This window comes from Amycolatopsis pretoriensis (genome assembly GCF_900107925.1).
GTDB classification, from domain to species: domain Bacteria; phylum Actinomycetota; class Actinomycetes; order Mycobacteriales; family Pseudonocardiaceae; genus Amycolatopsis; species Amycolatopsis pretoriensis.
The window spans coordinates 809,433-828,924 of sequence record NZ_FNUJ01000005.1; the positions used below are offsets into that span (position 1 = coordinate 809,433).

25 protein-coding genes are annotated in these 19,492 nt (G+C 71.5%); 10 read left to right on the forward strand and 15 right to left on the reverse strand.

All coding sequences use genetic code 11. The features are described from left to right. Positions 1-18: 18 nt before the first annotated feature. The 3 genes from BLV96_RS25775 to BLV96_RS25785 are packed head-to-tail and all read right to left on the reverse strand — an operon-like array spanning position 19 to position 1,745. Positions 19-507 (reverse strand): class I SAM-dependent methyltransferase, encoded by a 489-nt coding sequence (locus tag BLV96_RS25775; RefSeq protein ID WP_244180458.1) that lies wholly within the window; start codon positions 505-507, stop codon positions 19-21. A gap of 31 nt (positions 508-538) precedes the next feature. Further along, positions 539-967 carry an acyl-CoA thioesterase gene (locus tag BLV96_RS25780; RefSeq protein ID WP_086682326.1) on the reverse strand — a complete coding sequence of 143 codons (429 nt, stop codon included), beginning with the start codon at positions 965-967 and terminating at the stop codon, positions 539-541. Further along, on the reverse strand, positions 936-1,745 hold the full coding sequence (locus BLV96_RS25785; protein WP_086682329.1) for a helix-turn-helix domain-containing protein: 810 nt from the start codon (positions 1,743-1,745) through the stop codon (positions 936-938). Before BLV96_RS25785 ends, BLV96_RS25780 begins: the two co-directional genes overlap by 32 nt. 76 nt (positions 1,746-1,821) lie before the next feature. Between BLV96_RS25785 and BLV96_RS25790 the strand changes: the two genes are divergently transcribed. Both BLV96_RS25790 and BLV96_RS25795 read left to right on the forward strand, forming a co-directional pair. Beyond that, entirely contained in the window at positions 1,822-2,280 is a 459-nt protein-coding gene (locus BLV96_RS25790) for a VOC family protein (RefSeq protein WP_086682332.1), read from the forward strand. Between the two features lie 25 nt (positions 2,281-2,305). Then, on the forward strand, positions 2,306-2,893 hold the full coding sequence (locus BLV96_RS25795; protein ID WP_086682335.1) for a pentapeptide repeat-containing protein: 588 nt from the start codon (positions 2,306-2,308) through the stop codon (positions 2,891-2,893). 44 nt (positions 2,894-2,937) lie between these two features. Here the strand turns inward: BLV96_RS25795 and BLV96_RS25800 are convergent, their stop codons facing one another. Then, on the reverse strand, positions 2,938-5,661 hold the full coding sequence (locus BLV96_RS25800) for a glycohydrolase toxin TNT-related protein (protein ID WP_086682338.1): 2,724 nt from the start codon (positions 5,659-5,661) through the stop codon (positions 2,938-2,940). 223 nt (positions 5,662-5,884) lie between these two features. Between BLV96_RS25800 and BLV96_RS25805 the strand changes: the two genes are divergently transcribed. Together BLV96_RS25805 and BLV96_RS25810 are read left to right on the forward strand one after the other, a co-directional pair. Then, positions 5,885-6,751, forward strand: a complete 867-nt coding sequence (locus BLV96_RS25805) for a bifunctional methylenetetrahydrofolate dehydrogenase/methenyltetrahydrofolate cyclohydrolase (protein ID WP_086682395.1) — start codon at positions 5,885-5,887, stop codon at positions 6,749-6,751. Beyond that, positions 6,748-7,071 carry a DUF3017 domain-containing protein gene (locus BLV96_RS25810; RefSeq protein WP_086682341.1) on the forward strand — a complete coding sequence of 108 codons (324 nt, stop codon included), beginning with the start codon at positions 6,748-6,750 and terminating at the stop codon, positions 7,069-7,071. The genes BLV96_RS25805 and BLV96_RS25810 overlap by 4 nt, the downstream gene beginning before the upstream one ends. On the opposite strand, the gene BLV96_RS25815 is transcribed toward BLV96_RS25810, so the two are convergent. After that, on the reverse strand, positions 7,068-8,249 hold the full coding sequence (locus BLV96_RS25815; protein WP_086682344.1) for an MFS transporter: 1,182 nt from the start codon (positions 8,247-8,249) through the stop codon (positions 7,068-7,070). The genes BLV96_RS25810 and BLV96_RS25815 overlap by 4 nt on opposite strands. Before the next feature lie 197 nt (positions 8,250-8,446). Then, on the reverse strand, positions 8,447-8,770 hold the full coding sequence (locus BLV96_RS25820) for an ArsR/SmtB family transcription factor (RefSeq protein ID WP_086682347.1): 324 nt from the start codon (positions 8,768-8,770) through the stop codon (positions 8,447-8,449). A gap of 118 nt (positions 8,771-8,888) precedes the next feature. On the opposite strand from BLV96_RS25820, the gene BLV96_RS25825 reads away from it, so the two are divergent. Then, positions 8,889-10,055: an MFS transporter gene (locus BLV96_RS25825; RefSeq protein ID WP_244180459.1), complete on the forward strand. Its 1,167-nt coding sequence runs from the start codon at positions 8,889-8,891 to the stop codon at positions 10,053-10,055. Here BLV96_RS25825 and BLV96_RS25830 read toward each other — a convergent pair. After that, positions 10,052-10,240 carry a DUF1918 domain-containing protein gene (locus BLV96_RS25830; RefSeq protein ID WP_086682399.1) on the reverse strand — a complete coding sequence of 63 codons (189 nt, stop codon included), beginning with the start codon at positions 10,238-10,240 and terminating at the stop codon, positions 10,052-10,054. The two genes, BLV96_RS25825 and BLV96_RS25830, sit on opposite strands and share 4 nt — an antisense overlap. Before the next feature lie 180 nt (positions 10,241-10,420). Here BLV96_RS25830 and BLV96_RS25835 point away from each other — a divergent pair, with 180 nt between their 5' ends. Then, positions 10,421-11,053 carry a spermidine synthase family protein gene (locus BLV96_RS25835; protein WP_086682354.1) on the forward strand — a complete coding sequence of 211 codons (633 nt, stop codon included), beginning with the start codon at positions 10,421-10,423 and terminating at the stop codon, positions 11,051-11,053. Between the two features lie 95 nt (positions 11,054-11,148). Here BLV96_RS25835 and BLV96_RS25840 read toward each other — a convergent pair whose 3' ends face one another. Continuing rightward, on the reverse strand, positions 11,149-11,730 hold the full coding sequence (locus BLV96_RS25840; protein ID WP_086682357.1) for an HhH-GPD-type base excision DNA repair protein: 582 nt from the start codon (positions 11,728-11,730) through the stop codon (positions 11,149-11,151). Positions 11,731-11,754: 24 nt separating this feature from the next. Further along, positions 11,755-12,531: a helix-turn-helix transcriptional regulator gene (locus tag BLV96_RS25845; protein ID WP_086682361.1), complete on the reverse strand. Its 777-nt coding sequence runs from the start codon at positions 12,529-12,531 to the stop codon at positions 11,755-11,757. 50 nt (positions 12,532-12,581) lie between these two features. On the opposite strand from BLV96_RS25845, the gene BLV96_RS25850 reads away from it, so the two are divergent. Together BLV96_RS25850 and BLV96_RS25855 are read left to right on the forward strand one after the other, a co-directional pair. Beyond that, complete coding sequence (locus BLV96_RS25850) at positions 12,582-12,995, forward strand: DUF2000 domain-containing protein (RefSeq protein ID WP_086682364.1); 414 nt, start codon at positions 12,582-12,584, stop codon at positions 12,993-12,995. 135 nt (positions 12,996-13,130) lie between these two features. After that, positions 13,131-13,619, forward strand: a complete 489-nt coding sequence (locus tag BLV96_RS25855; protein WP_244180460.1) for a hypothetical protein — start codon at positions 13,131-13,133, stop codon at positions 13,617-13,619. On the opposite strand, the gene BLV96_RS25860 is transcribed toward BLV96_RS25855, so the two are convergent. From BLV96_RS25860 to BLV96_RS25875, 4 genes are read right to left on the reverse strand one after another with little or no spacing between them, the layout of a single operon-like run. Next, positions 13,609-14,286, reverse strand: coding sequence for a hypothetical protein (locus BLV96_RS25860; protein ID WP_086682370.1), 678 nt, complete (start codon positions 14,284-14,286; stop codon positions 13,609-13,611). The genes BLV96_RS25855 and BLV96_RS25860 overlap by 11 nt on opposite strands. Further along, positions 14,283-14,900 (reverse strand): class I SAM-dependent methyltransferase, encoded by a 618-nt coding sequence (locus tag BLV96_RS25865; protein WP_086682374.1) that lies wholly within the window; start codon positions 14,898-14,900, stop codon positions 14,283-14,285. The genes BLV96_RS25860 and BLV96_RS25865 overlap by 4 nt, the downstream gene beginning before the upstream one ends. Positions 14,901-14,909: 9 nt before the next feature. Continuing rightward, a complete protein-coding gene (locus tag BLV96_RS25870; protein WP_086682377.1) occupies positions 14,910-15,290 on the reverse strand; it encodes a DUF2203 domain-containing protein in 381 nt (126 codons plus the stop codon). 25 nt (positions 15,291-15,315) lie between these two features. Beyond that, the gene (locus BLV96_RS25875) at positions 15,316-15,825 is read right to left on the reverse strand and encodes a hypothetical protein (RefSeq protein WP_086682402.1); all 510 of its coding nucleotides are present in this window, start codon (positions 15,823-15,825) and stop codon (positions 15,316-15,318) included. A gap of 255 nt (positions 15,826-16,080) precedes the next feature. Between BLV96_RS25875 and BLV96_RS25880 the strand changes: the two genes are divergently transcribed. After that, positions 16,081-17,304 carry an NADP-dependent isocitrate dehydrogenase gene (locus tag BLV96_RS25880; protein WP_086682380.1) on the forward strand — a complete coding sequence of 408 codons (1,224 nt, stop codon included), beginning with the start codon at positions 16,081-16,083 and terminating at the stop codon, positions 17,302-17,304. A gap of 177 nt (positions 17,305-17,481) precedes the next feature. Then, positions 17,482-17,778 carry a hypothetical protein gene (locus tag BLV96_RS25885; protein WP_086682383.1) on the forward strand — a complete coding sequence of 99 codons (297 nt, stop codon included), beginning with the start codon at positions 17,482-17,484 and terminating at the stop codon, positions 17,776-17,778. A 4-nt stretch (positions 17,779-17,782) separates the two neighbouring features. Here BLV96_RS25885 and BLV96_RS25890 read toward each other — a convergent pair whose 3' ends face one another. Together BLV96_RS25890 and BLV96_RS25895 are read right to left on the reverse strand one after the other, a co-directional pair. Continuing rightward, on the reverse strand, positions 17,783-18,331 hold the full coding sequence (locus tag BLV96_RS25890) for a permease (RefSeq protein ID WP_086682386.1): 549 nt from the start codon (positions 18,329-18,331) through the stop codon (positions 17,783-17,785). A gap of 79 nt (positions 18,332-18,410) precedes the next feature. After that, a complete protein-coding gene (locus tag BLV96_RS25895; RefSeq protein WP_086682389.1) occupies positions 18,411-18,992 on the reverse strand; it encodes a TetR/AcrR family transcriptional regulator in 582 nt (193 codons plus the stop codon). Positions 18,993-19,492 lie beyond the last annotated feature (500 nt).

The window sequence follows — 19,492 nt, forward strand, 5'->3', positions numbered from 1 at the left end:
GAACGGCCCGGCGTCGTTTCACGACCGCACTTCGCCGGCCTCCCAGACGTTCGACGGCGTCCAGCGTTCCCAGGCACGCCGGGCCGGGTTGCGCGTCTCGAAACCGAACCGGCCGCCCGGCTTCAGCGCGCGGTGGACCGCCGCGAACGCCGTGCGCAGCTCGTCGTCGGTGAGGAGCACCTGGAACGCGTGCCCGGTCATCACGGCGAAGTCGAACTCGCCGTCCCAGGACGCGGTCGACAAATCGCCGAGCACCCACTCGACGTCGTCCCGGCGACGGGCCTGGAGGAGCATGCCCTCGGCGGGGTCCAGCCCGACGAGCCGGCCTTCGTGGCCGGACTCGCGCGCCCAGTGCAGCAGGGAACCGGTGCCGCACCCGACGTCCAGCACCGCGTCCGCGGCCATGATCATCGGCAGGTAGAACGCGAAGTCGCCGCTGCTCTCGCGCGGGTTCAGCGCGTCGTAGAGCGAAGCGAGGTACGGGTCGACGTAGTCGTGGTCGGGCACGGCGCCACCGTAGTGAGCGGGCCGGGAAAGATCACGCGGTTTTCGGGCCCAGGCCGAGCAGTTCGGGCCGCGCGGCCAGCTCTCGCCAGTACGCACCGGGGTCGGGCAGCAGCCGTCGCCGGTCCAGGTCCAGCAGGCCGGACACGCTGGCGACGTCGGCGACGAGCGTGCCGTCCGGCGCGTGGAACTTCTGCGTCACCCGCGAGGTTTTGCCGGTGCCCCAATGGAATTCGCACCCGACCGTGACCTCGCTGCCGGGTACGAGCTCGCGGTGGAACCGCACGGTCGTCTCCAGGTTCACCGGGCCGATCCGGCGCACGGCCAGCTCGCCGAGGTCGATCCCGGCTTCCTGGACGCACACCCAGCGCGCGTGGTCGGCGTAGGCGAGGTAGGCCGGGCCGCGGACGTGCCCGTTGACGTCGAGGTCGTCAGCGCGCACCGCGATAGTGATTCGGAACATGCGCCCGATCCTGGCGCGCGGGCCACGCGGACGTCTGGAACTTTTCGGCCACCCGCACGAGCGCGGCGGGGGAAGAACCGGAGAGGCGGCGACACTCGCGGCCGAGGTGCGACTGGTCGGCGTACCCGAGCCCGGCCGCGACGCCGGCCAGCGACGCCCGCCCGGCCGCGAGGGGCTCCAGGAGACGCAGGAACCGCTGGAACCGCCGGACGCGGTGCAATTGCTTCGGTCCGGCGCCGACCGCGTGGACGAAGTGGCGCCGCAACGAGCGTTCGCTGATCCCCACCGCGAGGTCGGACGTCCGCGTGGCCGTGCCGAGGGCTTGGACCGCGGCCAGCACCCGGCGGTCCGGCGTCCCGTCCCGGCGGGCGACGAGCGATTCCAGGATTCCGCGCTGCGCTTCGGGAACAGCCGACGCGAGCTGTTCTTCGGCGAGCCGGGCGGGCGCGCCCCAGAGGTCGCTCAGCCTGGTCACCGGGGCCAGCTCCGGCATCGACGTGCCGAGCACGGAAGCCGCGGCACCGCACCGCAACCGCACACCGACCCGCGACGACGCTGCCGGCACCCACAGCCGCAGGGGAGCGCCGACGGTGACGACGACCGTGAGCGCGTCGCCGTCCCAGACGAGGTCCGCGCAGCCGTCGGGCAGCACGCGCAACGGCCGCGCCCAGCCGGTGCGCCCGTGCCAGCCGCAGGCCACCACGTCGGCCAGCGCGGCGGGTGGCGCGTATTCGCGGTACACCGACCGGGCCGCCACCGGCCGCAGCGGAACTCCCATGAGCCCAGTATGCAGCGGTCAGGAACTGTCCTATTTCGATCTTACGGTGGGACCACACCGAACCGGAGGAGAAAACATGGTTCCCGAGGGCTACACGACCGTCACGCCGTGGATCATCGGCCACGACACCGCCGCCCTGATCGACTTCTTGAAGCAGGCGTTCGCCGCCGAGGAAATCGCCCGGGTCGTCGGCGACGACGGGAAGATCGGCCACGCGGAGGTCCGCATCGGCGACGCGGTCGTGATGGCGTTCGACTCGCCCGCCGGCTGGGCCGAGACCCCGGCGTTCCTGCGGCTTTACGTGCCGGACAGCGAAGAAACGCAGCGTCGCGCGATCGAAGCGGGCGCGACCGAGGTGACGCGCCAGACGGTGTTGTTCTTCGGCGACCGCGTCGGCCGGGTACGCGACCCCTTCGGCAACCTGTGGTGGATCCAGACCCGCCTGGAGAACCTGGACGAAGCCGAGCTGGCCCGCCGGGCACAGCTGCCGGAGTACGTCGAGGCGATGAACTACGTCCAGGGTGCGTTGCCCTGATCGACGGTGTGGCACCCTGGGGGCCGTGCTGGAGACGGGGGAGGACTACCGCGAAGCGGTGTTGTCCGGGCAGTGGTGGGAAAAGCGCCGGTTCACCGGCTGTGACTTCACCGGGGCGGACCTGAGCGGGCTGCGGACCCGGGGCTGCACCTTCGACGACTGCGTGTTCACCCGGGCGGATCTCTCGCGCTCGCGGCACGACGCGTCCGCGTTCCGCTCGTGCACCTTCGACCGCACGGTGCTCGTCGAAAGCCGCTGGACGTCGTGCTCGCTACTGGGCTCGTCGTTCACCGAGTGCGGCTTCGGCGGCATCGCGCTCACCGAGTGCGACCTCTCGCTGGCCTCGCTCGCGAAGGCGCGGCTGCGCCGGCTGGGCCTGTCCGGGCTGCGGCTGCGCGAAGCCAACCTGACCGAGGCCGACCTGACCGGCGTGGACCTGCGCGGCAGCGACCTGACCGGGACCCGCCTGCAGGGCGCCAAGTTCGAGGGCGCGGACCTGCGCGGTGCGCGGCTCGACGCGAACGCCCTGGTCCAGGCCAACCTGCGGGGCGCCGAGGTCGACGTCGAGACCGCCATCGCGTTCGCCGCCGCGCACGGGCTCGTCATCCGCTGAAAACGACGAAGGCCCCGGCAGTGCCGGGGCCTTCGCAGCGGGACTCAGTCGATCGGGGGTTCGCCCGGGTCGAGCTCGATGAGGTCGCCCTCGGCGAGCAGCTCCTCGATCGACGCCGGCAGGAGGTACGCCGACCCGCCGCCCGGCTGGTTGAACCACGGGATCGCGACGCCGGCCAGCGTCTCCAGCGGCCGCTGCACGCGGTAGACGTGGTACGGCCGGTTCACCCACTCGGGCACCAGCGACCGCTCGGCGAACGGTGTGCCCGCCGCGTACGTCAGGTTGCCGGTCGGCCCGCCGAAGCGGTCCAGCTCGCTGCCCGCGGGCAGCTCGCGCAGCTCCTTGCCGCGGAACAGTGTCAGCGGCGGCTCACCGGCCATCGGCCCGATCGGCCACTGCTGCTGGCCACCACCACCCCCGCCGTTGACGGCCGGGCGGACCGGCTCCTCACGACGCGGCGGCGCCGGCGGGGCGGCCGGTGCGGCCGGCGGCACGAGCGGGGCACCCGGCGGCACGGGAGCGGCCAGGACGGTCGGCGCCGACGGCGGCTCACGCCGGGGCGGCGCGGGGGCCGCGGGCGGCGGACCGGCCTGCTGCTGCGCGAGCGGCGGCGGCCCGGCCGGGACCGGCGCGGGCGGGCCGGGCGGACGCGGCGGGGCCGGCGGTTCGTCGTCCTCGAGGTCGCCGAAGAGCTCCTCGGCGCTCGTGAACGCCGTCTGCTCCTGCGGCGGCACCGGGTCCGGCTTGCGGACCGGGTACGACCCGGTCGCGACCTCCGGCGACAGCGTCGCGACGACCCGCTGCGGGACCGGTTCCGGCTCGGGCTCCGGTTCGGGCTCCGGTTCCGGCTCGGGCACGTGGCCCTCCGGGTTGAGCAGCAGCTTGCCGAGCATGAACGCGGCCGCGTCCTCGGCGTCGCCGAACACCGCGGGGTTGCTGAGCTTGCCGTCGTACCAGCCGACGCGCCAGCCCTCGTCGACCTCCTCGACGCTCCAGCCGTGCTCGGCGGGCTCGCCCAGCTTGTAGCCGCTTTCGGGCACCTCGAGCTCGTCCAGCTTGGCCTGCAGGCCGGCGAGCACCGGGTGGTCCGGGGTCTCGCGGCGCAGCGCGCGGCGGCCCGAGCGGGGCGCCGGCTCGGCAGCTTCGGGCGCCGGGGGTTCCGGCACCGGCAGCACGCCGGGCACCTCGGGCTGGGTGATCATGGTCGGCGGGCCGGGGTCGAACGCCGGCTGCTCTTCGCGCCGCGGCGGCTGGAACCCGGCGTGCGCGGGCTCCTCCTGGTGTGGCCGGCCGGGCTCGAAGGCCGCGTGCGCGGGCTCGTCCGGTCGCGGCTGGAACCCGGGCGGCTCCTCGTCGTGGGCCTGGAACCCGGCGGGCTCCGGCTCATCCTCCTCGCGGTGTGCGGCGGGCTCGTCGTCCCGGTGCTGGCCGGCGTCGAACGCGGGGTGCTCCTCGTCCTCGGCGTGCGACGGCTCGGTGTCGTGCGGGGCGTCGAAGGCGGCGCCGTCGTGCGGCTGCTCCTCGTGCCCGATCGGCTGGTCGGGGACGTACTCCGCGGTCTCCTCGAGGTCGGGCACCCGGCCCGGCTCCGGCGACGTGCCGTTAGAGCCCGCGGCGTGCTCGGGGTGCTCGTACTCCTCCTCGCCGTAGGAGTCCTCCTCGGCGAAGCGGTCGTCGAACTCCCGGTCGTCGTAGGCCTCTTCGGTGAACTCCGCCTCTTCGGCGTAGCCGTGCTCCTCAGCCGGGGCCTCGGGGGCGTGGGCCGCCTCCACCGGCGCGGGCGGCTCCTGGTGCTGCGGCGGCACGGCGGGCGCGACCAAGGTCGGCGGCGGACCCTGCGGCGCCTGCTGCTGCGGCGGCGGGCCCTGTGGGGGCGGACCCTGCGGCGGCGGACCCTGCGGGGGCGGGCCGGCCGGGCGCTGCTGCTGCGGCGGCGGCTGGTTGCCCCGGGTCAGGTACGCGCCGGCGGCCTGCAGGGTCGGCTCGTCGACCGGCGGCAGCGCGAAGCCGACCGCCCGGACGTGCTCGACCAGGTCCAGCTCCGGGGAGACGCCGTACTTGCGCAGGTAGAAGTTGACGGCGGCGGGCCAGATCCATTGGCCGTCGCTGTGGAACGCGACCGGCACGGTGGCCTCGGGCGTCGCGGCGAGCCGGTCGATGTCGTACCCGCGTTCGGTGACGACCAGCGGCGCGTGGTCCAGGTACTCCAGCAGCCGGTCCTGCTCCTCGACCTCGAGGTCGGGGCGGTTGATCACCGGGCGGCCGGCCGGGCCGATCGTGTCGAAGATCCGGGCGATCCGGAAGTGCGGCCCCGGCTGCTCCGGGCCGAGCCCCGACATCCGCCGGATCAGCCACTCGGGCACGTTCTCCTCGGTGCGCGGGAACATCCGCAGCTCGTCGGAGTAGGCCTGCGGCGGCGGCGCGAGGTTCCACACCGGCTCGTCGCGGTTGTACTCGAGGTTGTAGCTGGACGGGTGGTCCAGCTGGTAGCGCGCGTTGAACCACGTTCCGCGGCCGTCGCGGTACATGCCCCCGCGCAGCCTGCCGAAGAGGGTCGCGATGTCGTGGGTGGCGAGCCACTCGTGCACCGTGCCGTCTTCGGTGACGATCTCGCCGGTCAGCTCGTGGTACCTCCCGACGGCTCGGTACTCCGCGGAGACCTTGCGCCAGTCGCGCGGGGCGGCACGCAGCAAGGCAAGTCCGATCTGCTTGACCAGGGTGTCCTGCTCGGTCGCGTTCAGCTGCGTCGTCGGTTGTGCCACCCGCACATTTTGACTGTTCGCGCGCGCGTGTGCACCCCGCATGTGGGTTTTGCCGCTCGACGACCCGGCGGCACCCGGTCTGACCTCGCGTGATGCGAAGTGCGGTAGATCACAGCTTGATCGCGGCGAGCGTCGCGAATGGACCGTGTGGGGTAGCGGCCAGTCTACGGGCAGCGACCACCCACGCCTGGAAGCGACGCGCGGGGGTCGCTTTGCCAGAATGGGGCCCGTGACGGCGAAGATTCTCGACGGCAAGGCCACCAAGAACGCCATTTTCGCGGAGCTCGAGCCGCGCGTCGCGGCGCTGGCCGCGAAGGGGGTGACGCCGGGGCTGGGCACCGTCCTGGTCGGCGACGACCCGGGGTCGCATTCCTACGTTCGGATGAAGCACGCGGACAGCGGCAAGATCGGGGTCAACTCGATCCGCCGCGACCTGCCGGCCGACATCACCCAGGAAAAGCTCGAAGCCGTCATCGACGAGCTGAACGCCGATCCGGCGTGCCACGGCTACATCGTCCAGCTGCCGCTGCCAAAGCACCTCGACGCGAACCGCGTCCTGGAGCGCATCGACCCGGAGAAGGACGCCGACGGCCTCGCCCCGGTCAGCCTGGGGCGGCTCGTGCTGGGCCAGCAGGGGGCGCTGCCCTGCACGCCGTACGGGATCATCGAGCTGCTCAAGCGCCACGGCGTCGAGCTGAACGGCGCGCGCGTCACGGTGGTCGGCCGCGGGATCACCGTCGGTCGCACGCTGGGCCTGCTGCTCACCCGGCGGAGTGAAAATTCGACCGTGACCCTGTGCCACACCGGCACCCGCGACCTCGCCGCCGAAGTCCGTCGCGCGGACATCGTGGTCGCCGCGGCCGGGGTGCCGGGGATCATCACGCCGGACATGGTGGCGCCGGGCGCGGCGGTGCTCGACGTCGGCGTGTCTCACGTGGACGGCAAGCTCACCGGCGATGTTCACCCGGACGTGTCAGAGGTGGCGGGCTGGATCTCGCCGAACCCGGGCGGCGTCGGCCCGATGACGCGGGCGATGCTCGTGAGCAACGTCGTCGAAGCGGCCGAGCGCGCGGTCCAAGGTCTTCAGGGCCGATGACGATGACGGAAGACCGGCGGGACGTCCACGACCGCCGGAGCAGGCAGCCCCGGTTCACGCAGCTGCCGTTCGCGGCGGTGCTGCTGGTGGCGGCCGTGGCGGCGCTGCGGATCGTCCAGTACCACTGGCGGGAGGGCGCGGCGCTGGTCGGCGCCGCGCTCCTCCTCGCCGCGGTGCTGCGGGCGGTGCTGCCGACCGCCAAGGCCGGGCTGCTCGTGATCCGCGGCAAGGTCGTGGACATCGTGACCTACACCGGACTGGCGGCAGCGGTGCTGTACGTGGCCTTGACGATCATCGGCGGTCCGTTCGCGTCTTCTTAGGACGCCATCGCGAGCTCACGTCGTTCGGCTTTGGCCTCGCGGCGGTCCAACGTGCCCGAAACGATCGCGAGCGACAGCCCGAAGACCGCGAGCAGTGCGCCGACCCAGTTCGGGGCCACCAAGCCGAGCCCGCCCGCGATGACCAACCCGCCGAGGTACGCCCCGATCGAGTTGGCGATGTTGAACGCGGACTGGACGGCGGCCGACACCAGGGACGGTGTGCCGCCCGCCTTCTCCATGATCCGCGCCTGCATCATCGGGCCGATCATGAACCCGGCGACGCCGACGAAGAAGATCGTGATCGCCGCGCCGACCTTGCCCTGCGCCGTGATCGTGAAGATCCCCAGCACGCACGCCAGCGACAGCAGCGCCGCGTACAGGCCCGGCATCAGCGCGCGGTCGGCCAGGCGGCCGCCGAGCAGGTTGCCGATCGTCATGCCGACGCCGGCCAGGGACAGCAGCAGCGTGACGTTCGACGGCGAGTAGCCGGCGACGTCGGTCAGCATCGGCGTGATGTAGGACAGGCAGGCGAACACGCCGCCGAGCCCGAACGTGACGATCGCCAGCGCCAGGTGCACCTGCGGCCGCTTGAACGCGCCGAGCTCGCCCCGCAGCGACGCGTCGGCGGGCCGGCCCTGGTGCGGGACCAGCTTCCAGATGGCCGCCGCGGCGACCAGGCCGATCACCGCCACCACGCCGAAGGTGGCGCGCCAGCCGACCTGCTGGCCGAGCAGCGTCCCGAGCGGCACGCCGATGACGTTCGCCAGGGTCAGCCCCAGGAACATCAGCGACACGGCCTTCGCGCGCTGGCCGGGTCCGACCAAACTGGACGCGACGACCGCGCCGGCGCCGAAGAACGCGCCGTGCGGCAGGCCGGCGAGGAACCGGAACGCGACACCGAACTCCTGGTTCGGGGAGAGCGCGAACAGGGCGTTGCCCAGGGTGAACAGGCCCATCATGGCCAGCAGCATGGTCTTGCGCGGCAGCCGGACGGCGACCGCGGTGAGCAGCGGGGCGCCGACGACGACGCCGAGGGCGTAGGCGGAGATGAGGTAGCCGGCGGTCGGGATGTCGACGCCGAAGTCGGCGGCCGCCTGGGGCAGCACGCCCATCATGACGAACTCGGTGGTCCCGATGCCGAAAGCTCCGATGGCGAGCGCGAGCAGCGCGACGGGCACGGCACTCCTTCCAGGGTTGAGAAATCGATTACTTGGCCGATCTCGTGGTCGGGGTCACTGGATCGGTTCAGTGAAGCTTCAAAAGGAAAGGCAGCCGCATGGCCCCAGCGCCGTGAGCTGCCTACGCCCAGTCCAACAAGCGAGCGGGGTCGTTGTCATCCCGATATCGGGTGACGATCCACACCGTAACGGCGGAGTCAGCGCTGAGCGGCCAGAACGCCGTCGAGCAGGCCGGGGAAGAGCGCGTCGAGGTCGTTGCGCCGCAACGAGTTGTACCGGGTCGTCCCCTCCTGGCGGCCGGCCACGACGCCGGCCTGGCGCAGGATGCTCAGGTGGTGGGTGATTGTGGACTTGGTCACCGGCACGGTCAGCGCGCCGCACGCGAGTTCGCGGTCCGCCGCCGCGAGCTGGCGCACGATGCCCAGCCGCACCGGGTCGGCGAGCGCGCGGAGCACGCCTTCGACGGTGATCTCGTCCAGTTCGGGGTGGACGATCGGCGGCAGTGCGGCGGTCTTGGCCATGAGCCCAGTGTACGTCTTGTACGACGCCGATCGAAATTGTCGGAGTGACGTAGTACGGTGGTCGTCGAACTACGACGTTCATCGAACCAATCGCCCGCTCCGCTTGGGGGACCCACCCATGTCCACACCCTCGTCCTCGAGGATCTCGGTGCTGGCCTTTGGCGCGTTCGGCGTCGGGACCAGCGGCTACATCGTCGCCGGGCTGCTGCCCGCGCTGACCGGGGAGCTGCACGTCTCGGCGACCGCCGCGGCGCAGCTCGTCACGGCCTTCGCCATCGCGTACGCGATCGGCTCGCCGCTCTTCGCCGCCGTCACCGGCACGTGGGAGCGCCGGACGCTGCTGGTCGCCGCGCTCGTCGTCACCGCCGCCGGCAACCTCTTCGCCGCGCTCGCGCCCGGCTACGGCACGCTCCTGGTGGCCCGGGTGGTGACCGCGATCGGCGCCGCGGTGTTCACCCCCGCGGCGAGCGCCGTCGCGGCCGAGCTGACCAGCCCGGAACGCCGGGGCCGCGCGGTCGCGCTCGTGTTCGGCGGCCTGACCGTCGCGCTGATCTTCGGCGTCCCGCTGGGCAGCCTGATCTCCCAGCACCTCGGCTACCGGACGGCGTTCGCGCTGGTCGCGGCGTTCTCGCTGGCGAGCGCGCTGGCCGTGCGGGTGGCGCTGCCGTCGGTCGCCGCGCCGCCGCGGGTGAGCCTGGCCGAGCGGTTCGCCGCGGGCCGCGACCCGCGGGTGCTCGTCATGCTGGCCGTGACGGTCCTCGGCTGCCTTGCCGCGTTCATGGTCTACACGTTCGTGTCACCGCTGCTGGCCGCGACCGCGGGTCTCCACGGCACGGCGGTCACGGTCCTGCTCTTCTGCTACGGCGTCGGCGGCGCGGTCGGCAACTTCGCCGCCGGCCGGGCGACCGACCGCTGGGGTTCGCGCGCGCCGCTGCTGATCGTGACGGCCGCGATCACCGTCGTGCTGGCGCTGCTGCCGATCGCGACGACGACGCCGATCGCGGCGGGGGTCGCGCTGTTCGTGTGGGGCGTGGCGACGTGGTCGTTCAGCCCGCCGGTGCAGCACCGGCTGATCGAGCTGGCCCCGGGCCACGCCGGCCTGGTGCTCTCGCTCAACGCGTCGGCGATCTACCTCGGCGTCGGCCTGTCCGGCGTGGTCGGGGGCGCGGTGCTCGACTCCGGCGGCCCGCTGGTGCTGCCCGAGGTCGCGGCCGCGCTGACGCTGCTCGCGCTGCTGCTCGTCGGGGCGGCGTGGGGTCGGGTCCGCGAGCCGGTCGCCGCTTAGCCGTCGTGGGCCTGGACTTCGCAGTCGGGCCCGGGGTAGACGAGTCCTTCGTGCCCGTCGGCGAACCGCACCAGGTAGGGCGGACCGCCGTCGGGCCCGCGGACTTCGAGGATCTCGCCGCGCTGCTCGGCCGATCCGACGGTACGGCCGTGTACCTGGATTTCGTCTCCCACTCCTGCGTGCATGGCCTTCACCTCCGTCTCCAGAGTAGGAGCGCCGTTCGCCCGGTGAACCCGGCGAACGGGTTGGAATCCCGGCATGATCAAGGAAATCGGAGGCGCCGCGCCTCGGCGCCGGTGAGCCCCGCGGTGGTGGGCAGTCTGGTTCTGTGCAAACTCGCTGGCCTGCCGTGAGAAGGTCGAAGCGTGGTCGAAGTGGTGGAGACGGTCGCGGGCCGCGGCGGCGAGCTGGTCCTGCGCCGCGACGGCGAAGCGTACGAAGTGATCGAGAACGGCGTGTTCCTGATGGACACGCGCAACGGCGAGTCCGAGCGCCTCCTGGTGACCGGCGCGGTGACCGCGGGAGCATCGGTGCTGATCGGCGGTCTCGGCGTCGGCTTTTCGTTGCGCGCGGCCCTCGACGCGGGCGCGGGATCGATCGTGGTCGTCGAGCGCGAGCCGGCGGTGATCGCGTGGAACCGGTCCGGTCCACTTCGGACAGTGCACGGCGAGTCGCTCGCCGACCCCCGCGTGACGGTGGTGGAGGTGGACTTGCTGACGTGGCTGGCTTCGACGTCCGATCGCTTCGACGTGGTGTGCCTGGACATCGACAACGGTCCAGAGTGGACGGTCACGGAAGGCAACGCGCGGCTGTACTCGGTTGAGGGCTTGACGCGGCTGTCGTCGTTGTTGAACGCGGGTGGCGTGCTGGCGGTCTGGAGCGCGGGCGCGGCCCCGGCGTTCACTTCGCGGCTGCGCGCGCACTTCGGCGACGTGCGCGAGGTGCCGGTGGAAGTTCCGCGCGGTGAACCGGACGTGCTGTGGTTCGCGCGGAACTAGCGGTCGCGGAGAACGCGGCCTGGTGCGCCCTCGTCTGCGGCGGTCGGCTACGAACACGGCGCCGAGGCGCTGGGCCCGCTGCGCGTCTGGGTGCGTTAGCCCGTCTTGGCCGCGGCCTTCGCGGCCTTCTTGAACGCCCGCACCTCGGCGAGCGTCTCGGCGCTGGTGACGTCGGCGATCGACCGGCGTGACCCGCGGTCGCCGTACGCGCCCGCTGCCTCGCGCCAGCCCTTCGGCTGGATGCCGCGCTGCTTGCCCAGCAGGGCCAGGAAGATCCGGGCCTTCTGCTCGCCGAACCCCGGCAACGCCCGCAACCGCTTGAGGACCTCCGGGCCGTCCGGCTTCGGGCGCCCGTCGAGCCAGAGCCCTTCGGTGCGGCCTTCGTAGTTCTCGATGATGTGCTCCGCGAGCGCGTGCACGCGGCGTGCCATCGACCCGCCGTACCGGTGGATGGCCGGCGGCACCACGCACATCTCGACGAACTTCTCGACGTCGGTCGCGGCGATCTTCGCCAGCGAGAAGCCGTCCATGCGATCGGCGATCTTCCGCGGCCCGGCGAAGGCGTGCTCCATCGGGAACTGCTGGTCGAGGAGCATGCCGACGAGCAGGGCGAACGGGTCGTCGTTGAGCAGCTTGTCGGCGGCCGGGTCGCCGGTCAGGTGCAGTTCGCGCAGCATGCGGTCATCTTGACACAACCGGGCTCAGCGGGTTCTCGCGTACCGCGACGGGGTTGTCCCCAGGTACCGCTTGAAGTGCCGCGTCAGGTGGGCCTGGTCGGTGAACCCGGAGGCGACCGCCACTTCGGCGGCCGGCGAGCCGTCGAGCAGCAGCCGGCGCGCGCGGTCGACGCGGCGGCCCGTCAGGTAGCGGTGCGGCGGCAGGCCGAACCGCGCTCCGAAGCAACGGACCAGGTGCGCCGGGTGGGCCCCCAGCGTCGACGCCGCTTCGGCGAGGGTCAGGGCGTCCGGCAGACGAGCGTCGAGGAGGTCCCGGAGGTCGTCGGCCAGTCCGCGCTTCGGTTCGTGGCGGGCGGGCCGCCCCAGGTGGGTGTGCAGCCGGTCGGCGACCAGCGCCAGCCGGCTCTCGGCCTCCAGCGCGTCGCCGGGGTGGACGAGCGACTCGTGCAGCTGGTGGATCCGGGTGCGCAGCACGCTGTCGGCGACGCTCGGCCGGTCGACCGCCGCGCCGATCAGGTCCTCGCCCAGCACGGACGCGTCGAGGTACAGCACGCGCTTGCGGAAGCCGTGGCTGGTGGCGGCCCGCCCGTCGTGCGCGACGTTCGGCGGCAGCAGCGTCACGGCCGGCCCGAGCGCGCCATGGTGGTGGCGGTCGAGGTCGTAGCGGATGACGCCGTCGTCGACGATCAGCAGCGTCCACGTGTCGTGGGTGTGCAGCGGGTACGCGTGCGTGGTGAAGCGCGCGTGGAAGACCTCGGCGATCCCGGGGACCGCCGGCCGCCAAGCTTCGACGTGCGCCATGTCAAGAACGTACAAGACGCGCGGGTGGCCGGCGGGCGAGTCTGTCCGGCATGAGTTCCTTCGACACGAAGATCGCCGTCCTGCTGCGCGACGACCTGGCGTCCTGGCAGCGGCTCAACGTCACCGCGTTCCTGGTGAGCGGAATCGCCCACGTGACGCCGGAGCTGATGGGCGAGCCGTACTTCGACGCCGACGAGACCGAGTACCTGCCGATGTTCGGCCAGCCGGTGCTGGTGTTCAGCGGTACCGGCGACGTCCTGACGGCGGCGCACGCGCGGGCCCTGAGCCGCGGGCTGCGGTTCTCGATCTTCACCGACGAGCTGTTCCACACGGGCAACGACGCCGACAACCGGGCGGCGGTCCGCGCGGTGCCGGGGGAGAAGCTGGCGCTGGCCGGGCTCGCGGTGCACGGCCCGAAGAACGCGGTGGACAAGATCTTCAAGGGTGCTTCGCTACATAGCTAGACGTCTCACGAGGGTGACGGGTTGCCCATCTGGGAAAAGCGTGGTGAACAGCGCAAACACCTCCTGCGGGGCACGAGTTCGCTGCCAAGATCGGTGGCAGTGCCGCACAGAGCGGCTCGGACTTGGGGAGGTTCCGTGAATTCACTTCGTCGTGCGTGCGTGGTCCTGACGGCGGCGGCCGGGCTGGGCGTGGCGCTCGTGCCGGTCGCGTCGGCGGACCCGGTGCAGACGGTGAGCTACACCTCGGAGGACGGCGCCTGGCCGTTGCAGGGCAGCGCGAACTACGCGGCGCCGGGCGACGAGATCAACGTCTGGGAGTACGACGGCAGACTGAAGATCGACGTCCAGTCGGGCTTCAAGGACCTGCGCGTCGAGCTGAGCGCGCCGGCGGGCGAGACCCTGCACACCGGCACGTACACCGGCGCGCGGTTCCGCGGCCAGAGCGACCCGGCGCTGTCCACACCGGGGATCTTGGTGGTCACCGGCAACTACGGCTGCGGCGACGACTACGCGGACTTCACGATCGACCGCCTCGACGCGACCGGCGCGGACGTCACGTTCGTCCAGCACTGCGGCAGCCCCGACGGCCCGGCGACGCGCGGCGAGGTCCACTTCACACGCTGAGCCGTTCAACGGGCGGCAGCACGCCGGTGGTCACCCAGGTGACCCAATCCGCAGGCTCGAACACGCAGTTCCCGGACCACACCCGAGTCGCGTGGCGGCCGAGGAGCCGCACGTCGCGCCAGAGGGCGTCGTCGGCGTCTTGGCGCTCGAAGGTGACCCGGTCCGCGTGGGTCGTGCAGAAGACACCGGTGGTGGAGGTCGCCAGCCGGTCCCGGCGCTGGAGGAACCAGCCGTCGGGATCGGCTGGCGTGCCCGCGTCGCCGCCCAAGGTTCGCCAAACCACGCCTGGGCCGAGCGGCGGAATCTCGGCGATGCCGAAGGTGCAAACGTTTGCGGACGGCGCGGGGAGCACCGGCCGCGGCTCGACCCCCAGCGACGTCAACTCGAAGGCGGCGGCCGTCACCTGGATCCGGAGCGGGGCGAAGAACTCGATCGTGCGCCGGCCGTCGTGGTCCCACCACGTCGGCTCCTCGATGCAGTGCTCCGCGACCGGAGGCTCGCTCATGGCCAGCTCGGCCGGGTCGGCGCTCAGCTCGAAGACCTCGACGACCGAGACCTCGCCCGGCACGAGCCGGTACTCCACGTACGCCTCGAGCCGCAGCGAAACCCGGCTGCCGTCCGTGGTGATCGCGGTCAGGTGGCCGTCGGCGAACCGCTCCAGGTTCACGGGGCCGTGGCGTGCACCAGGAACACGCTCCGCACCCGGTCGCCGCCGTCGACGGTGAACGTTCGGGCCGTCACGTCCACAAAACCCGCCGACGAGGCCAGGGCACCCGCCCCGGCCTCGTCGAGCGGGAACGCCAGGTCCCGCGGCACGAACTCCGCGAACGGCCCCGAAGGCTTGAACCGCGCCCCCGACACGACCGAAAACGCCAGCCGTCCGCCTGGTTTCAGCACCCGCAGCCAGTCCTCGAACGCGACCGCTCCCAGGAAGTGCAGCGAGGACGCGCAGAGCACGACGTCGGCCGAGCTGTCCGGTGCGGGCATCGGCACCGCCGGCCCGACCCGCCACTCGATGACGCCCGCCGGATCCGAGGCCGCAGCCTTCGCCGTCGCCCGCGCGACCATCGCCGGCGACAAGTCGACAGCCAGCACGCGCGCCGGCTTCAGCCCCAGCGCCGCGTACGCCGCGAAGCCCGTCCCTGTGGCGACGTCCAGCACGAGCTCCGGCGCGGACGGCAACGGCGAAACCAGCGCATCGGCCACCAGAGCGTGAAAGTCGTCTTCGTCGTAGTGCTCGGCGGTCTCGTCGAAGAAAGCGGCACGGGTTTCGTCGGTCACCGATCCAACCTAGCCGGGACCACCAGCGATTTTCAGCCGCCGGCGGCCCGCGAACCCCAGGTCCGCGCGGTGGTACCAGCCCAGCTCGTGGTCACCTTCGAGCCAGCACAGCAGCACGTCTGTGCCGTCGAGCTCGGCCGGGAAGTCGACCAGCAGCGGCGCGAACCCCCTGAGCTCGGCGCCGGCGTGCTGGACCGTCGTCATCAGGTCGTCGAGGCGCGCCTGGGCGGCCTTCCACTCGGGCAGCCCGCCCAGCTCGGTGGCCCGGCCGCCGGGGCGCAGCGACGCCGCGAGCTCGGCCGCGTCGGCGCGGACGCGCACCAGTTCGTCGAGGACCGGCCGCAGCCGCGCCAGTTCGTCGCGTGCCTCCGCGACGGTGAACAAACCCATCGACCGATGATCCCACCGGCCCGGTTCAGGCCTCGCGCCGCCGCCGGACCAGCGCGTTGGCCAGCCCGCTGCCGACCAGCAGGAAACCCACGCCGAGCAGGCCGCCGATGAACAGGAAGTCCATGACGCCGTACGCGATGTCGCTCTTCGGCATCAGGTTGACCAGCTTGAACCCCCACTCCGGCACGGCCATCGCGGCGACCCCGGGCAGCACGCCGTAGATCAGGCCGCCGAGGATCGGGCCGGCCGCCGACAGCGCCCCCATAGCGGCGACGACCAGCAGCAGGATCGCCCCGCCGGCGAGCAGCGCGATGCCCAGCGGGTCGCGGTTCGTGCTCAGCGTCGCCTGGATCAGCTGCTGCTGGCGCAGCCCGCCCCAGCTCAGCAGCCCCAGTGCGACCGGGGTGAGCAGCAGCCCGCCCAGCGCGCTGACCAGGTGGGCGACGCCGCGGCGCGGCCGTTCGTCGAGCGCTTCCGTCGTGTCGTCGTAGTCCTCGTAGTCGTCTTCGTACTCGGCGTACCGATGGGTCGACATGGCCGTCACCTCCCGCATGATGAGTTCACGGGTGGCATCGTGCCCTGGTTCACCCCTTCGCGCGACGGTCGCTCGGCGAGCGGTCGAATCGGGCGAACGGCGGTACCGCCCCGTGAGCCGCGCCACAAACGGCGGGTGGAGACTTGATACCGACCACTACTGGAACCATCCAGCTCCGTCAAGCAGTACGCTTGTACCGCTACCGGCGAGACTTAGAGAAGAACGCGAAGATCCGCGGAAGGAGCACCGCTGCTCATGGCCAAGATCAAGGTCCAGGGCACCGTCGTCGAACTCGACGGCGATGAGATGACCCGCATCATCTGGCAGTTCATCAAGGACAAGCTGATCCACCCGTACCTGGACGTGAACCTGGACTACTACGACCTGGGTATCGAGGAGCGGGACCGCACCGACGACCAGGTCACGGTCGACTCCGCGAACGCGATCAAGAAGCACGGCGTCGGCGTCAAGTGCGCCACGATCACCCCGGACGAGGCGCGCGTCGAAGAGTTCGGCCTCAAGAAGATGTGGCTGTCCCCGAACGGGACGATCCGCAACATCCTCGGCGGCGTGATCTTCCGCGAGCCGATCGTCATCCAGAACATCCCGCGCCTGGTGCCGACGTGGACGAAGCCGATCATCATCGGCCGCCACGCGCACGGTGACCAGTACAAGGCCACCAACTTCAAGGTGCCCGGCCCGGGCAAGCTGACCGTCAGCTACACCCCGGACGACGGCTCCGAGCCGATGGAGTTCCAGGTCGCGCAGTTCCCCGAGGGCGGCGGCGTCGCCATGGGGATGTACAACTTCAAGAAGTCGATCGAGGACTTCGCGCGCGCGTCGCTGCAGTACGGCCTCGACCGCGGCCTGCCGGTCTACCTCTCCACCAAGAACACGATCCTCAAGGCCTACGACGGCCAGTTCAAGGACGTGTTCGAGGAGATCTTCCAGAACGAGTTCAAGGCCGACTTCGACGCCAAGGGCATCTCCTACGAGCACCGCCTGATCGACGACATGGTCGCCGCGGCGATGAAGTGGGAGGGCGGCTACGTCTGGGCGTGCAAGAACTACGACGGTGACGTCCAGTCCGACACGGTCGCGCAGGGCTTCGGCTCGCTCGGCCTGATGACGTCGGTGCTGCGCACGCCGGACGGCCGGACCGTCGAGGCCGAGGCCGCGCACGGCACGGTCACCCGGCACTACCGCCAGCACCAGCAGGGCAAGCCGACGTCGACGAACCCGATCGCGTCGATCTACGCCTGGACCCGCGGCCTCGAGCACCGCGGCAAGCTGGACGGCAACCAGGAGCTGATCGGCTTCGCCAACAAGCTGGAGCAGGTCGTCGTCGAGACGGTCGAGGCCGGCCAGATGACGAAGGACCTCGCGCTGCTCATCAGCAAGGACCAGCCGTTCCAGACGACCGAGGAGTTCCTCGCGACGCTGGACGACAACCTGGCGAAGAAGATCGCCCAGGGCTGAGTCGTTCGAAGGGGCCCTCTTCCCGGTTTGCCGGGAAGAGGGCCTTTTCGTACACCGTGCGTCACCGGTGGGTGATGCGGACTGGCGCCTCCGGGTGGTTGCTGCGTCCGGCGCTGTCGGTGCGGGTAAAGGATTGCCTACCCTTGGCGGGGGACGGGCTCGCGGTTGGAGGAAGGCATGTCGAAGAAGACTCTGATCATCTTGGGCGCCATCGTCCTGGTCGTCATCGTCTACGTGACGAACACGAACAAGCAGGCTTCGGGGGCGTCGGCCACCGGCTGCAAGGTGACGGTGACCGCGGACGTCCTCAACGCCCGCGAGACGGCCGACGGCAACGCGAAGGTCGTCGGCAAGTACCTGCGCGACGCCCAGTTCGACGCGCTGCCGGGCGTGCAGAACGGCTTCCGGAAGGTGGCCGACGACAAGTGGGTCGCCGCCGCGTTCACCGAGCCGGTCGCCGGTTCCGCCTGCTGAGTCCCTACACGCCGAGCAGGTCCGCCGCGAGGGTCACGACGCCGAAGGCCGCGGCCGACAGGCCCAGCGTGCGAGCGCGCTTCGGGTCGCGTTTCGCGGCGGCCCGCCAGTAGAGGCCGATGCCGATCGCGAGCATCAGCAGTTCGACGACGGCCGAGACGGCGGGCAGCCGCCACAGCCCGAAGCCGAACGTGGGCAGGTCGCCGGCGTTGCCGGGCAGGATCGGCAGGTCGGCGCGGTGCACGACGAGGTCGAGCACCCAGTGTGAGAAGGCGACCCCGCCGAGGATCAGCCCGGTTTCGCGGCCGAGCCATTTGCTTGCCACGGCCCCGAAGAGCGCGGCGAGGACGAGCGCGCCGACGAGGGAGTGCGTGTAGTCGGCGTGGATGACACCGCCGCCGTAGCCCGCGCCGTCGACGGTCTCGATGCCGCTGAGGTAGAGCGGCACGAAGACGACGTCGAGCCAGGCGGTGGCGAGCATGAGCGTCCACACGGGAATCGCGGGGCGGCCGGCCTTGACGGCGGCGGCGAGCCCGAAGTGGCCGGCGATCATCTGCGGGCGTCCGTCCAGGGGAACCGGGCGTCGAGCACGCCGAGCCCGACGGTGAAGAGGAGGACGGCGAGGATGAAGCTCATTTCTTCTCCTGATCCGAGTAGTCGTCCAGGCCCTGGACGAGCATGGTTTTGAGGACTTCGAAGCTCCGGTCGACGTCTTCGGGGCGCCCGAAGCCACCGGATGCTTCGAGTCCGGCGAACCCGTGCACGGCGGCGCGGAGGCAACGGGTCGCATGCACGGCCTGGGCGTGGCCGAAGTCGTAGGGGCGCAGGACGGCGAAGACGACCTCGGCGACGGCGTGGGTGGCCTTGCTGAGTTCGGTGTCGGTTTCGTCGGGGGCGGTGGCGAGTGCGTGGGTCCGGTGAGGGTGGCGCCGCAGGTAGTCCCGGTAGGCATCGGCCACGGCGCGGACGGCGTCGGCCCCTTCCCTCCCGGTGGCGGCTCTCGTCAGGGCCTCTGCCATTTCCTTCACGACCCGGAGGTCGATCAGGCGTCGCAGGTCGGCGAGGTTCTTGACGTGCTTGTAGAGCGAGGGCGCGGCGACTCTGGCGCGTTCGGCGACCTTGGCGAGGGTGAGGGCCTCGGGGCCGGATTGGTCGATGATCTTGAGGGCGAAGTCGACCACGGTGTCCGTGGTCAGGCCGGCTCTAGGGGACATCGGGTTGGCTACTTGGCATAGCTTTAAAGCTAATATCCGTAGCTTATGGGGTCAAGGGCCGGTTTTTGTCGGTGGTGGGTGTTAGAACTTCCGTGGGTCGACGATCGGAGGTGACCGCGACGCCCGGGGCCGGGTGACAACTGAATGCGGCGTGGGTTCGAGGTGTGTCCGCGGGGTCTCCAGGGGGAGTTCCGCGGGCAAGGGACTTCGGGGGCCGTGCGGCGGAGCCGGAGGGGTTGAGCCTGGGGAACGCGCTTGGACGGGGGTCCGGGCGTGGGGCGAGATCCCTTCGGACCCGCTGGGCGGCGGGCTGCTGAGGTGGGCTTTGTTCGGGGCCGCTGGTTGGCAAGCCGCTGCCGGCGCTGGTGGGTGGCGCGGCGTTCGTGGGCGACCCGGCGGCCGACCGGATCGACCTCTGGTGCGGATCGGGGGTGTGAGCGAAGCTCTTCCGAGCCGAGCCGAGCCGAGCCGAGCCGAGCCGAGCCGAGCCGAGCCGAGCC